The organism is Butyricicoccus intestinisimiae, assembly GCF_018918345.1.
GTDB classification, from domain to species: domain Bacteria; phylum Bacillota; class Clostridia; order Oscillospirales; family Butyricicoccaceae; genus Butyricicoccus_A; species Butyricicoccus_A intestinisimiae.
The window spans coordinates 486,444-500,888 of sequence record NZ_JAHLQI010000002.1 but is presented as its reverse complement, the minus strand read 5'-3'; the positions used below and the strand labels follow the sequence as shown (position 1 = coordinate 500,888).

12 protein-coding genes are annotated in these 14,445 nt (G+C 53.5%); 11 read left to right on the top strand and 1 reads right to left on the bottom strand.

Annotation, left to right across the window (positions count from 1 at the left end; genetic code table 11):
• The first annotated feature begins 81 nt into the window (after positions 1-81).
• The 4 genes from tuf to mreB all read left to right on the top strand — a co-directional run bounded on the left by tuf (position 82) and on the right by mreB (position 5,442).
• A complete protein-coding gene (gene tuf / locus KQI75_RS05860) occupies positions 82-1,284 on the top strand; it encodes an elongation factor Tu (RefSeq protein WP_216469790.1) in 1,203 nt (400 codons plus the stop codon).
• Positions 1,285-1,423: 139 nt separating this feature from the next.
• Complete coding sequence (gene recD2, locus KQI75_RS05855) at positions 1,424-3,688, top strand: SF1B family DNA helicase RecD2 (protein WP_216469789.1); 2,265 nt, start codon at positions 1,424-1,426, stop codon at positions 3,686-3,688.
• Between the two features lie 3 nt (positions 3,689-3,691).
• Positions 3,692-4,321, top strand: a complete 630-nt coding sequence (locus tag KQI75_RS05850; RefSeq protein ID WP_216469788.1) for a ComF family protein — start codon at positions 3,692-3,694, stop codon at positions 4,319-4,321.
• Between the two features lie 101 nt (positions 4,322-4,422).
• Positions 4,423-5,442, top strand: a complete 1,020-nt coding sequence (gene mreB / locus KQI75_RS05845) for a rod shape-determining protein (RefSeq protein WP_216469787.1) — start codon at positions 4,423-4,425, stop codon at positions 5,440-5,442.
• A gap of 50 nt (positions 5,443-5,492) precedes the next feature.
• On the opposite strand, the gene murC is transcribed toward mreB, so the two are convergent.
• Positions 5,493-6,875: a UDP-N-acetylmuramate--L-alanine ligase gene (murC, locus tag KQI75_RS05840; RefSeq protein WP_216469786.1), complete on the bottom strand. Its 1,383-nt coding sequence runs from the start codon at positions 6,873-6,875 to the stop codon at positions 5,493-5,495.
• Between the two features lie 255 nt (positions 6,876-7,130).
• Between murC and KQI75_RS05835 the strand changes: the two genes are divergently transcribed.
• The 7 genes from KQI75_RS05835 to KQI75_RS05805 all read left to right on the top strand — a co-directional run bounded on the left by KQI75_RS05835 (position 7,131) and on the right by KQI75_RS05805 (position 14,343).
• Entirely contained in the window at positions 7,131-8,315 is a 1,185-nt protein-coding gene (locus KQI75_RS05835; RefSeq protein ID WP_216469785.1) for an MGDG synthase family glycosyltransferase, read from the top strand.
• Between the two features lie 109 nt (positions 8,316-8,424).
• A complete protein-coding gene (locus KQI75_RS05830) occupies positions 8,425-8,943 on the top strand; it encodes an RNA polymerase sigma factor (RefSeq protein ID WP_216469784.1) in 519 nt (172 codons plus the stop codon).
• The gene (locus KQI75_RS05825; protein WP_216469783.1) at positions 8,940-9,713 is read left to right on the top strand and encodes a hypothetical protein; all 774 of its coding nucleotides are present in this window, start codon (positions 8,940-8,942) and stop codon (positions 9,711-9,713) included. The genes KQI75_RS05830 and KQI75_RS05825 overlap by 4 nt, the downstream gene beginning before the upstream one ends.
• 169 nt (positions 9,714-9,882) lie before the next feature.
• Complete coding sequence (locus tag KQI75_RS05820; protein ID WP_216469782.1) at positions 9,883-11,520, top strand: class I adenylate-forming enzyme family protein; 1,638 nt, start codon at positions 9,883-9,885, stop codon at positions 11,518-11,520.
• Positions 11,521-11,670: 150 nt separating this feature from the next.
• Complete coding sequence (locus KQI75_RS05815; protein ID WP_216469781.1) at positions 11,671-11,973, top strand: YerC/YecD family TrpR-related protein; 303 nt, start codon at positions 11,671-11,673, stop codon at positions 11,971-11,973.
• A 56-nt stretch (positions 11,974-12,029) separates the two neighbouring features.
• Positions 12,030-13,757: an indolepyruvate ferredoxin oxidoreductase subunit alpha gene (gene iorA / locus KQI75_RS05810; protein WP_216469780.1), complete on the top strand. Its 1,728-nt coding sequence runs from the start codon at positions 12,030-12,032 to the stop codon at positions 13,755-13,757.
• 13 nt (positions 13,758-13,770) lie between these two features.
• Entirely contained in the window at positions 13,771-14,343 is a 573-nt protein-coding gene (locus KQI75_RS05805; RefSeq protein WP_216469779.1) for an indolepyruvate oxidoreductase subunit beta, read from the top strand.
• The last annotated feature ends 102 nt before the right edge of the window (positions 14,344-14,445 follow it).

Sequence of the window (14,445 nt, the reverse complement as noted above, 5' to 3'; positions counted from 1 at the left end):
TTGCAATTTTGTGGGTATTATTATAAAATATAGCTGTATTTTACTACGCTAGTTCAACTATATTGAAGGAGGATTCCAACAATGGCAAAGGAAAAGTACGTAAGAGACCTGCCTCATGTTAACATTGGCACCATCGGCCACGTTGACCACGGCAAGACCACCCTTACCGCTGCAATCACCAAGGTTCTCGGCCTGGAAGGCGAAGCTGAGGTTATGAAGTATGATGAGATCGATAAGGCTCCGGAAGAGAAGGAGCGCGGCATCACCATCAACACCGCTCACGTAGAGTACAAGACCGCTAAGCGTCACTACGCTCACGTTGACTGCCCGGGCCATGCTGACTATGTAAAGAACATGATCACTGGCGCTGCTCAGATGGACGGTGCTATCCTGGTAGTATCTTCTGCTGACGGCCCGATGCCGCAGACCCGCGAGCACATCCTGCTGGCTCGTCAGGTAGGCGTACCGTATATCGTTGTATTCATGAACAAGGTTGACCAGGTAGACGACGAGGAGCTGCTGGATCTGGTAGAGATGGAGATCCGTGAGCTGCTGAACGACTACGACTTCCCGGGCGACGACGTTCCGATCATCCGCGGCACCGCTCTGGGCGTTCTGGAGTGCGAGTCCACCGATCCGAATGCACCGGAGTACGCTTGCATCCATGAGCTGATGGACGCTGTTGACGAGTACATCCCGACTCCGGAGCGTAAGGCTGACCAGCCGTTCCTGATGCCGGTCGAGGACGTATTCTCCATCACCGGTCGTGGTACCGTTGCTACCGGTCGTGTAGAGCGTGGCCAGATCAAAATGGGCGAAGAAGTCGAAATCGTAGGTCTGATGGACGCTCCGCGCAAGACCGTTATTACCGGTATCGAAATGTTCCGCAAGCTGCTGGACTACGCTGAAGCTGGCGACAACATCGGCACCCTGCTGCGTGGTATCCAGAAGAACGAGGTTGAGCGTGGTCAGGTACTGGCTAAGCCGGGCACCATCCATCCGCACACCAAGTTCAAGGGTCAGGTATACGTTCTGAAGAAGGAAGAGGGCGGCCGCCATACTCCGTTCTTCAACAACTACCGTCCGCAGTTCTACTTCCGTACCACTGACGTTACTGGCGTTATCACTCTGCCGGAAGGCACTGAGATGTGCATGCCGGGCGACAACGTTGATATGGACGTAGCTCTGATCACCCCGATCGCTATCGAGAAGGGCCTGCGTTTCGCTATCCGTGAGGGTGGCCGTACCGTTGGTTCCGGCGTTGTTACCGAGATCTACGAATAATTTCGGAACACACTCGATCGCTTATTGAAGTGCATTTTGTCCCGTCTGGAGAAATCCGGACGGGACTTTTTGCGTTCGGAAAACAGTTGTGTTATAATACGGAAAGCATATAAAACAGGACGAGAGAGGAGGAAGGCATATGGAAAACGAACTGCAAAGCATCAGCGGAACCGTGGAGGCCGTCATCTATCAGAACGAGGACAACGGCTATGCGGTCATCCGGCTCGTCGAAGAGGACGGCGAAGAAGTCACGGCTGTCGGCACGATGCCGCAGATTTGCTTGGGCGAGGAGCTGATGCTGACCGGTCATTGGACAACCCATGCGTCATATGGCGAACAGTTTTTGACGGAATATTTTGAACGGCGTATGCCTGCGACAGTCAAGGGCATCGCAGATTATCTGTCCTCCGGTATTATCAAGGGAATCGGCCCCAAATTGGCAAAAAAAATCGCAGACCGCTTTGGAGAAGAAACCTTTGCCGTCATGGCGAACGAGCCGGAACGTCTGTCCAATATTTCAGGCATCACAGCGCGCAAGGCGGAGCAAATCGGCGAACAATTCCGTCAGCAGACGTCCATGCGCCGCCTGATGGAATTTTTGATGGAAAATCAGCTGCCGCCGCAGCTTGCCGCACAATTGTATAAGCGATTTAAGGACAGTGCCATTGATCATGTGCTGGACAATCCCTATTTGCTGTGCAGCGAGGAATTTGCTGTCGATTTTCAGCAGGCAGATGATCTGGCATTGTCTCAGGGTATGCCGTGGGACGCCGAGGAACGGGTGCAGGCGGGCATTTTATACACGCTGCAATTCAATTTGAACAACGGGCATACATTTATTCCAAAAGAAAAGCTGCTTGCCACAGCGGCGCAGCTATTGCAGGATGAAGATGGCTATCTGCCGGAGCAATCGCTGCTCGAGCATAATTTCGCCGAGCTGCAGGACAATGGCAGATTGATTTGTGAATATATTTGCCGCCGCGATGCGGTGTATTTGAATCCGATGCACGAAGCGGAGGTTTTTGTCGCGGATTATTTGACCGAGCTTTCTGACACGGAATATCAGTATGATTTCAATTTACAGGAGCTGCTCGCCACACTGGAGGAAAACAGTGCGGTGGTCTATGCGCCGCGCCAGCGGCAGGCCATTGAGTGGGCAGCGCGCTATGGCTTGGTGATTTTGACCGGCGGTCCGGGTACCGGTAAAACGACAACGGTTCGCGGCATGCTGGATTTTTATGATGCCGTGGGATTGGATGTTGTGCTCGCAGCACCGACAGGACGCGCCGCCAAGCGCCTCAGTGAGCTGTGTGACCGCGAAGCCAAGACCATCCATAGATTGTTGGAATCCGGATATCGAAACGGAGAGGGCAAGGCAGTCTTTGCCCGCAATCAGATGAACCCGCTGGAATGCGATGTTGTCATTCTGGATGAGGTATCCATGATAGATATTGTGCTGATGCAGGCACTGCTGGAGGCGATGCCGCCGGAGACGCGTCTGATTCTGGTCGGGGACGCGGATCAGCTGCCGCCGGTCGGCCCGGGTAATTTTCTGCGCGACTGTATCAGTTCGGAACGCATTCATACGGTTGAATTGGACGAGATTTTCCGTCAGGCACAGGAGAGCGCCATTGTCCGCAATGCACACGCGATTAACCGCGGAGAAATGCCGGTCAGCGGCGGGCGCGATGGGGATTTCTTCATTATGCGCAAGCACAGCGCGGAGGACGTCATGCAGACGGTCGTGGATTTGTGCCGCAAGCGTCTGCCGGATTACTATGGATTTTCTCCCGAGCAGATTCAAGTGCTGACTCCGTCCCGCCGACAGGCAGCAGGCACCCAGCAGCTCAACCGGATGCTGCAGGACGCACTCAATCCGCCGGATGCGTGCAAGCCGGAAAAACGATATGGAGACACGATTTTCCGCTTGGGAGACCGCGTCATGCAGGTGCGCAATAACTATGACATTGTGTGGGAAAAAGAGCACGATCCGGAGGAAGAAGGAACCGGCATGTTTAACGGAGATGTCGGAAAAATTGTTGGTATTTCTCTGCGCGATGAAAATCTCTGCGTGCAGTTTGATGACAAGCTCGCACACTATACGTTTGATATGCTCGGTGAATTGGAGCTTGCCTATGCTATGACGGTACACAAATCGCAGGGCAGTGAATTTGATGCGGTCATTGTCGCTCTGCCCGCGGGCATCGGCAGGCGTCTGCTGACGCGAAATATTCTGTACACGGCGATTACGCGTGCAAAGAAGCTGCTTGTGCTCGTCGGAGATTCGGATGTGGCAGAAACCATGGTGCACACCAATACGCGCAATCGGCGGTATAGTGCCCTGCGTGCGCGGCTCATTCGGCAGATGCCGGAGGACGCGCAGACACGCATGGAGGAGGAATAAGCGATGTCACTGCTGTTTCCCACCCATTGTATTTTGTGCGGACAGACGATTTCGGAACAGGCACGCGGGCTGTGCAAAGCATGCCGTGCGCAAATCGAGACAGAGATGCAGACGCTGACCTGTTATCCGCCGGAATATGTCAGTGATCTGGTTTGTGCGGCGCAATACCGCGGCAGCTATCGCGCCGCCCTGCTGCACATAAAATATGCGCATGAGCCATATCGCCTGTACCCGATTGCGGAGCTGATGGCACAGGCGTGGGATTGGCATCAGATGCCGCTGCCGGATGTGATTACCTGTGTGCCGATGCATGGCTGGCACAAATTTCGGCGCGGATTCAATCAGAGCGAGGAATTTGCCAAGTATCTCTCAGAGATGTGGGGCGTTCCGTATGTTCCAATGCTCCAACGCAAGCTGCGCTCGCACAAGCAAGCACGGCTGTCCGCCGCGCAGCGGCAGGAAAATGCAGCCCGCTCGTTTGTGCGCAGAAAAGATGTGGGAGAGCTCGCCGGTCAGCGCATTTTGCTGGTTGATGATATTGTCACGACCGGCGCCACGGTCAGCCACTGCGCACAATTGCTGCGCGAGAAAAAGCCGGAGAAAATTTGGGTTCTTGCCGCGGCAAAAGCCTGAATATTTGTCGAACAAAAAATAAACATCCTGTGTATCATCGCATACCGGACAGGCATATACTTTGATATAGCCGTTCGGAATCAGAAAGCGAGGAACACAGGATGTTTGATTATGCGATGGATTTGGGTACATCGTCGGTTTTGCTGTATCGAGAGGGAAAGGGAATTGTGCTGCGCGAGCCGTCGGTGGTGGCGATGCGAAGAAGCTCCGGAAGTGTTGTCGGCGCGGGACAAAAAGCGCGGGATATGTTGGGCAGAACACCGGAGGATTTGCTGGCTGTGCGTCCGGTGCGCGGCGGCGTGATTACCGATTGTTCGATTGCCGGAGCCATGACGAAAATATTCTTAAAGCGCGCCGGATGCGGCGGTTTTTTGCGTCCGAATCTGCTCGTCTGTGTGCCGCCCTTGGTGTCCGAGTTGGAGGAACGCGCGGTCATAGATGCGGGGATGCAGGCGGGCGCGTCACGGGTATATCTGATGGAACAGCCGGTTGCCGCTGCTGCCGGTGCCGGTGTCGATCCGGACAGCCCCAAAGGCACGCTGGTCATTGACATTGGCGGCGGGACGACGGATTTGGCGGTGATTTCCTTGGGCGCTGTCGTGTGCGCCGCATCCATTCGCATCGCCGGAGACAGCTGCGACGATGCCATTCAAGCGTATGTCAAGCAGCAGCATGACCTGCTCATTGGAATTTCCGCAGCAGAACAAATCAAACAGACCATCGGCAGCGTGTTGCCGAGAGACGAGCTGTGTTCGGTGCCGGTGCGCGGACGGCGCGTATCTACAGGGCTGCCCGCCTGCGAAACCGTGACGTCAGAAGAATTGATGCCGCTTTTGCGGGAACAGGCGGAGCTCATCCGGCAAGCCGTGTGTGCGCTGCTGGAGCGCACGCCGCCGGAGCTGGTCGGAGATTTGACGGAGACCGGCATGGCACTGGCGGGCGGCGGATCCAAGCTGTACGGCATGGCGGCGTATCTTTCGCAATCGCTGGGGCTGGAGGCGCATACATCGGACGAGCCGGAAACCTGCGTGATTCTCGGCACGCGCCGCACCCTGAACCGGCTGAAGCAATTGCATGACGGGCCGATCAATCTCGCGCGCCGTAGACAGGGATTGGCATAAAAAAAGACTGCATTTCGCGTGAAATGCAGTCTTTTGCTGTTTAGAACAAGTTACTTTGCGTCAACACACAGCTTTGGGCCGATGCCGTTGATGTTGCCGGCGCCCATCGTGATGATGAGGTCGTTCGGCTGCGCAATTTCGCGGACACGCGCTTCAATCTGCTCGAAAGACGGATAGTATTCGCCGCCATCCAGCTGGTCTGCAATGTCCTTGCCGCTGATGCCAAACGTGTTTTTTTCGCGGGCAGCATAGATGTCTGCCACAATCGCCTTGTCGCACAGCTTGAGCGCCTCGACAAACTGCGGAAGCAGTGCCTTGGTGCGGGAATACGTGTGAGACTGGAAAACACAGATGATGCGGTCAAAATCCATCTCGCGGGCGGTCTTGAGCGTTGCCGTCATCTCCGTCGGATGATGTGCATAGTCATCAATGACGGTTGCACCGTTTGCCATATGGCCGGTCAGCTGGAAGCGGCGGGAAGAACCCGTGAACTTCTTGAGACCTGCTGCGGATTTCTCCGGATCCAAACCGATGAAAATACATACCGCACAGGAAGCCAGCGCATTGAGCATGTTGTGACGGCCCGGCACGGACAGATCGACATGCGTGAACAGCTTGCCCTTGTGCATGACGTCAAAGCTGTAGTAGCCGTGGTTGTCGGTGACATTTTCCGGATAAACATCTGCCTCCGGTGTGGTGCCGAACGTGATACAGGTGCGGTCGATGCCTGCAACTGCCTTCATGGCGTTGGCGGAGTCGTGGTTGACGACAATGGCGCCGTTTTCCGGAACCAGCTCGCAGAAGCGGTGGAACGAATGAATGATATCATCAATGTCCTTGAAGAAGTCCAGATGGTCTGCATCGACATTGAGCACAACGGCAACCGTCGGGTGGAAGCTGAGGAAGGAGTTGGTGTACTCACAGGACTCAGCGATGAAGTAATCATGCGCGCCGATGCGCAGCGTGCCGCCGATGGCATCCAGATTGCTGCCGACCATGACCGTCGGGTCAGAACCGCATTCGATACCAATCATCGTCAGCATGGAAGTGGTTGTGGTCTTGCCGTGGGTGCCGGATACACAAACGGCATGCTTGTACTCCAGCATAATCTTGCCCCACGCCTGTGCGCGTTCCATAACCGGAATGCCCAGCTCGCGTGCGTGCGCGATTTCCGGATTGTCATCGTGAACAGCGGCGGTGCGGATTACGAGGTCTGCGCTGTCTACGTTTTCCGGCAGATGTGCGTATGTAATGCTGGCGCCCAGCTTGGCCAGTTTGTCTGTGACGTCGGTTTCCGTGCGGTCAGAGCCGGTTACTTTTGCACCGAGGTGTAAAAGCAGCTCGGCAAGGGCAGACATGGACACGCCGCCGATGCCGACGAGGTGGATGGTCTTATGGTCTGTTACATAGGACTTTAAAGAAAAGTCAGACATGAGTCAAATGCCTCCAATTAAAATGGCGGAATCCAAATGACAAGATGGATTCGCAGATTTTTCTGATCATAGAATATATTTCGACTTGTCTTACAAAATACATCGTATATATTATATGACAAATCCCGTAGAAGATAAATAGTCAGAATGCAGAAAAATGGTTACAATACGGTAAAAATAGTGGATTTCGCCCGCTATACGTTGCACTTCTGATGGGAATAAGGTACAATGAAAACAATAAAGTGGAGGAATCGCATGAAGATATTATTATTGTCGGTTACAGCGGGCTATGGACACTATGCCACAGCAAAAGCACTGGCCGATCTTTTTGAACAGAAGGGCGCAGAGGTCGAGATTGTCGATGTGTATGAATATATCAGCAAAATGATACAGCAGGCGTTGGCAAAAGGCTACCTGTTATCTTCCAAGTATACGCCGGAGCTGTATCGGCTGTTTTACGATAAGACCTCGCAAACCAAAGAAAAACTCAATAAGATGAACATAGTCAAGCTGGTCAATACGCTGGGCGCCTTCCGGTTTGAATCGTTTGTGGAAAACTTTGAGCCGGATGCGATTGTGTGCACACATGTGCTCGCAGCGCATCTGGTCAGCCAGATGAAGCAGCGCGGCATGGTCACAGCGCCGAGCATCGGCATCGCAACCGACTATTGCATCCATCCGTATTGGGAGGATGTGCTGTACATGGATGGACTCGTCATAGCGAGCGAGCTGATTACCCAGAGCGCGGTAAAGCGCGGCATTCCGGAGCAGCGGCTGTTGCCGTTTGGCATTCCGGTTCATCCGAAATTCAATCAGCACATACAAAAGACGGAGGCGCGCCGACAGCTTGGACTGGATGCCGAGCGTCCGGTACTGCTCGTCATGAGTGGCAGCATGGGATACGGAGACTGTGCGGAGACCGTGCAGCATATTACCAATGCCGGCGTAGATTTTCAAATTCTCGCCGTGTGCGGCAACAATAAAAAGGCATATCAGCATTTGCAAAATTTTCTGGATGACTATACCGGTGTGTGCAGCATTCGTGTGATGGGATTTGTGGACAACGTGGATGTGCTGATGAGTGCGGCGGACTGCATCATTACCAAGCCGGGTGGCTTGACGGTCACGGAAGCCATTGCAAAGGGACTGCCGATGATTTTGGCGAATCCGATTCCGGGACAGGAAGAACGCAACGTGGAATTTTTGCTCAACAACGGCATGGCGATGCTTGTCACCAAGACATTTCCGTTGGATGAGGTACTGTATTATCTGCTCAACAATCCGGTGCGGGTGCAGACCATGCAGGATACCATTCGGGCGCTGGGGCATCCGGATGCCTCGGAACGATTGGTAGAATATGTGATGGATTTGGTTCGGAAGCGACAGCGGGCAGTTTTTTCACTGTCGCGTGTCAAAAACGGAACGATAGACGAAACATAACAATGAACAGGCGGGAGCGGCAACGCTCCCGATTTTTTTGCAATTTTTTCTGCTTTTATCACACAAACGCGGTGTGAAACGTGTGTATAGTGAAAGGAGGCTGAGAACCATGCAGAATCATTCCGGACGGCCGACGGGTGAGGATGCAGAACAGATTTTTCGCAGATATGCAGATACGCTGTTCCGCTTTTGCTTTACCCTTGCGGGCAATCAGACAGACGCAGAGGATGCTGTGTCGGAAACCATGATTCGATATATCACGCGCGCCCCTGCGTTTGACAGTGAGGAGCACCGAAAAGCATGGCTTCTGCGCGTGGCGGCAAATATCTGCCGAGACATGCACCGCTTTCATTTGCGTCACACCTATGTTTCCTTGGAAGATGCCTATAACCTGTGCGCAGACGAGAAGCAGGTTGACGTCTTGGAGGAAGTCATGCGGCTGCCGCAAAAGCTGAAAACCGTGATGTATCTCTATTATATCGAAGGATACACATCGGAGGAAATCGCAGATATGCTGCATATTTCTGCCGCAGCCGTGCGCAAACGATTGCAGTATGGGCGAAAAAAGCTCAAGTTTGAGCTGGAAGAAAGCGGACAGCTGAAGCTGAAAGGGAGCGAAGGGATATGAGAAAGAACGACTATATCAAAACCATGAGAGCCATGCATATGCCCGACGACATGCGGGCGCGCATCGCACAGCGCATGGCACAGGAAAACGAACACAAGGAGGTTTCGATTTCTATGTTCAAACACAAGAAAAAGAGAATGGCTGCGACTGTCATTGCCGCAACAGTTGTCGTAGGCGGTTCCGCCTTTGCCTTTGGCGGCACGGCAATCAGTCAGATCATTGCAACATGCTCCGCATCGGCGGACTACACCAGCCTGCCGAGTGCGCAGCAGTGTCAGCGGGATGCCGGTTTTACACCGGCTCTGTTACAGAGCTTTGATAATGGATTTGCATTCAAAGACGGCGTGATTGTTCATAATCAGGAGCAAAACGAGGACGGGCAGACCGTCAACAAGTATGCGTCTTTGGAATTTGACTATCAAAAAGGTGACGAGACCGTCTCGCTCATGCAGGACAGCGGCGCTGCTCAGGAGAAGGAAACCGGCAGATGTGCCGCACAGAAGGACGGAGTTTCCTATTATGAGACGACAAAGACTGAAAAATATGTGTCGGACTCTTATCAGATGACCGAACAAGACCGGAAGGAAGAGGCATCCGGACAAGTGGAATTCAATGTCGGTCCGTCGGACAACGGCGTAGAGACCGTACAGTATCATGGCATCAACTGGACGGCAGGCGACGTACACTATAGCCTGTATCAGATGAACGGCAGCCTGACCACCGCACAAATGCTGGAGATGGCACAGCAGATTACCGCGGCAGCGGACTGATACGATGCTGTTTTGAGCAAAAGCCCGCCGGATTTGGCGGGCTTTTTTGCTTTTGCAATTGACATTTGTCCTTGTTTGTGTTACTTTTATATGTAAAAGAGTTACGCTTTAAACGGGAAAAGAATCCCGCGGAGTAGAGATTTTTTAGAGGAAGGACAGGGTATCCCCGATGCCAATTACCGATTTACTTGAAAAAAACAGCAAGCTGTACGGCAACGATGTCGCACTGGTTGAGCTGAATCCGGAAATCAAAGAGATTCGACGGGTAACATGGAAGGAATTTGATCTGATGGAGCCGACACCGGCTTCGGATTACCGCAGAGAGATTACGTGGCATGTGTTTGACGAGAAGGCAAACCGCTTTGCCAATCTGCTGCTCAGCCGCGGCATCAAAAAGGGCGATAAAGTTGCCATTTTGCTGATGAACTGTCTGGAATGGCTGCCGATTTATTTTGGCATTCTCAAGACCGGTGCGCTGGCGGTGCCGTTCAATTTCCGTTATGATACCGATGAAATCAAGTATTGTGCGGAGCTGGCAGAGGTCAACGCAATTGTGTTTGGCAATCATTTTATCGGCAGACTGGAGCCGATTGCCGATGAGTTGGGACGCAATCGCCTGATGTTCTATCTTGGCGAGGGCGGATGTCCGAGCTGGGCGGAGGATTACACCCATCTGGCGGCAAACTGTTCGAGTCAGGCACCGCTCATCGACATTACCGATGAGGACGATGCGGCGATTTATTTCTCCTCCGGCACGACGGGATTCCCGAAGGCCATTCTGCACAACCATGAATCGCTGATGCATGCAGCCCGCGTGGAGCAGCATCATCACGGTCAAACCAAGGAGGATGTATTCCTGTGCATTCCGCCGCTGTATCATACCGGCGCAAAGATGCATTGGTTCGGCAGCTTGATTTCCGGCGGCAAGGCTGTTTTGCTCAAGGGCACCAAGCCGAAATATATTCTCGAAGCGGTTTCCAAAGAGCATTGCAGCATTGTGTGGCTGCTTGTGCCGTGGGCACAGGATATTCTGGATGCGCTGGATCGCGGAGATCTCAAGCTGTCCGATTATGAATTGGATCAGTGGAGACTGATGCACATTGGTGCACAGCCGGTACCGCCGTCTTTGATTCGCCGTTGGAAGGCATACTTCCCGAAGCATCAGTACGATACAAACTATGGCTTGAGTGAATCGATTGGCCCGGGCTGTGTGCATCTGGGTGTGGAAAACATCGACAAGGTGGGCGCCATCGGCGTGCCGGGCTTTGGCTGGAAAGCGAAGATTGTCGATGAGGACGGCAAGGAAGTGCAGCAGGGAGAAGTCGGCGAACTGTGCGTCAAGGGTCCGGGCGTCATGACCTGCTATTACCGCAACGAAGAAGCGACAGCGGAAACTCTCAAGGATGGCTGGCTGTTTACCGGAGATATGGCGCGTCAGGATGAGGACGGATTTTATTTCCTTGTAGACCGTAAGAAGGACGTCATCATCAGCGGCGGCGAGAACATTTATCCGGTACAGATTGAAGATTTCCTGCGTGCGCATCCGGCCATTAAGGACGTTGCCGTGATTGGTATGCCGGATCAGCGTCTCGGCGAGATTACCGCGGCAATTATCGAGGTAAAAGAAGGCTTTGCCTGCTCTGAAGAGGAAATCCGCGACTACTGCATGAAGCTGCCGCGCTATAAGCGTCCGGTCAAGATTATCTTTGCAGACATTCCGCGCAACCCAACCGGCAAAATTGAAAAGCCCAAGCTGCGCCAGATGTACAGCGTAGAACAGCTGGTGGCAAGAGAAAACGAAGGCTGAGCACAGATGGGAATAGAAAACGGTCTCTGTCTCGAACAGAGACCGTTTTTTCGGGAAAATATTTACTGTTGCGCAGTATTGTGTTAAACTGATTATTGAAAGCGTCACAAGCAAGCTGTCGTCTGCGGCAGCAGCAGGGGAGGAAGCCGCATGGCAAGATTAGACCACAAGAAGCCGAGTATGGCTCTATATGAGAACATCCTGAAGCTGAAAAACGTTGATGAGTGCAGACAGTTCTTTGAAGATCTGTGCACGGTATCCGAGGCGCGTGCAATGGAGCAGCGCTTTGATGTGGCGGTTTTGCTGACGGAGGGAAAAATTTATAATGAAATTCTCGGATGCACCGGCGCGAGCAGCGCGACCATCAGCCGCGTCAGCCGCATGCTGTCCGGCGGCACCGGCGTGCTGCGCAGCATGACCGAACAGATTGCAAAAGAGGACGAGGACAAGTAAGAGGGGAAATTTTTATTTCCTCTCTCTAAGTATATACAAAGGAAGGAACCTAACTTATGAAACAGCTTATGCTGGGCAACAAGGCAGTTGCCCGCGGTCTGTATGAAGCAGGCTGCGCGGTCGTTTCCAGCTACCCGGGCACACCGAGTACCGAGGTAACCGAAGAAGCCGCAAAATATGATGAGATGTACTGCGAATGGGCACCGAATGAGAAGGTAGCCATGGAAGTCGCATTCGGCGCCTGTCTGGCAGGCAAGCGCAGCTTCTGCGGCATGAAGCACGTTGGCCTGAACGTAGCAGCGGATCCGCTGTTCACCGTTTCGTACACCGGTGTCAATGCCGGTATGGTTATCGTTGTCGCAGACGATGCCGGTATGCATTCCTCTCAGAACGAGCAGGATTCCCGCCATCATGCGATTGCATCCAAGATTCCGATGCTGGAGCCGTCCGACTCCGCCGAAGCACGTGCGTTTACCATGCGTGCGTTTGAGCTGTCTGAGCAGTTCGACACGCCGGTCATCATTAAGATGTGCACCCGCGTGGCACATTCCCAGAGCATCGTAGAGCCGGGCGAGCGCGTAGAGCCGCCGGTAAAGCCGTATGAAAAGAACATCGGCAAGTACGTTATGATGCCGGGCAACGCGAAGAAGCGTCATCCGATTGTAGAGCAGCGCACCCGCGACCTGATTGCCTTCGCAGAAAACTGTGAGTTCAACCGCGTCGAGTGGGGCGATACTTCGATTGGTATCATCGCTTCCAGCACCTGCTATCAGTATGCAAAGGAAGTATTTGGCGAAAAGGCTTCGATTCTCAAGCTGGGTATGATTAACCCGCTGCCGGAAAAGCTGATTCTCGACTTTGCCGCAAAGGTTGACAAGCTGGTTGTCATTGAAGAGCTGGATCCGATTATTGAGAATCACTGCAAGCAGCTGGGTCTGACCGTAACCGGCAAGGATGTTCTGCCGATTGAGGACGAGTTCTCTCAGAATCTGATTGCAGAAAAGCTGGGCATGTCGGTTCCGGAAGGCAAGAAGCTGGACGAGACCATGCCGGCACGCCCGCCGGTTATGTGTGCCGGATGTCCGCACCGCGGCATGTTCTACACACTGTCCAAGAACAAGTGCACCGTACTCGGTGACATCGGATGTTATACGCTGGGCGCTGTCGCTCCGCTCAACGCCATCGAAATGACGCTGTGCATGGGCGCCTCGATTTCTTCCATTCATGGTTTTAACAAGGCACTGGGCGAAGAATCCGAGGGCAAGACGGTTGCTGTCATCGGTGACTCGACCTTTATGCACTCCGGTATGACCGGCTTGGCAAACATTGCGTATAACCAGAGCAATTCGACGGTTATTATTCTGGATAACTCCATCACCGGCATGACCGGCCATCAGCAGAACCCGACCACGGGCTATAACATCAAGGGCGATCCGGCCGGCAAGATTGATTTGGAATCTCTGTGCCGTGCGATGGGCTTTGCGCGCATCCGTGTGGTTGACCCGTATGATCTCAAGCAGTGTGATACCGTTCTCAAGGAAGAGCTGGCAGCACAGGAGCCGTCTGTTATCATCAGCCGCCGTCCGTGCGCACTGCTCAAGTACGTCAAGCACAATCCGCCGCTCAAGGTGGACAATGATGCCTGCCGCGGCTGCCGCAGCTGCATGAAGCTGGGCTGTCCGGCAATCAGCATCAAGAACGGCAAGGCAGTTGTTGACGCAACCCTGTGCGTGGGCTGTGGTGTCTGCCAGCAGATGTGTGCGTTTGACGCGCTGAAGGCGTAAGGAGGTGCCGAACATGACAACAAATGTAATGATTGTAGGTGTCGGCGGTCAGGGCTCCCTGCTGGCAAGTAAGCTGCTCGGACGTCTGCTGCTCGACCAGAATTATGATGTCAAGGTTTCCGAAGTGCATGGCATGAGCCAGCGCGGCGGCAGCGTTGTAACCTATGTTCGCTTTGGCGATCACGTATATTCCCCGATTATTGATAAGGGCGAGGCGGATTTCATCGTTTCGTTTGAGAAGCTGGAAGCTGCTCGCTGGATGGAATATCTCAAGCCGGGCGGACGCGTCATTGTCAATACACAGGAAATTGACCCGATGCCGGTTATTACCGGTGCGGCAGAGTACCCGTCGGATCTGGTAGAAAAAATGCAGGCGCTGGGCGCAAAGGTCGATGCGATGGACGCACTGGCAATTGCAACCGAAGCAGGCTCTGCCAAGGCGGTCAATATTGCACTGATGGGCAGACTGTCCCGCTATTTTGACCAGATTAGCGAGCAGGCTTGGCTGGACGCGCTGGAAGCAAGCGTTCCGGCAAAGTTCCTGGAGCTGAATAGAAAGGCTTTCCACCTCGGAAGAGTAGAGTAAGCAGATAAATCTTAGGAGAAATCCCTCTCACGGAGCAGGGGCACGAGGAATGCCCCTCAGAGAGTCGCAGTTGTATCGGAGAGCAGGCAGTCTCTCTGTAGA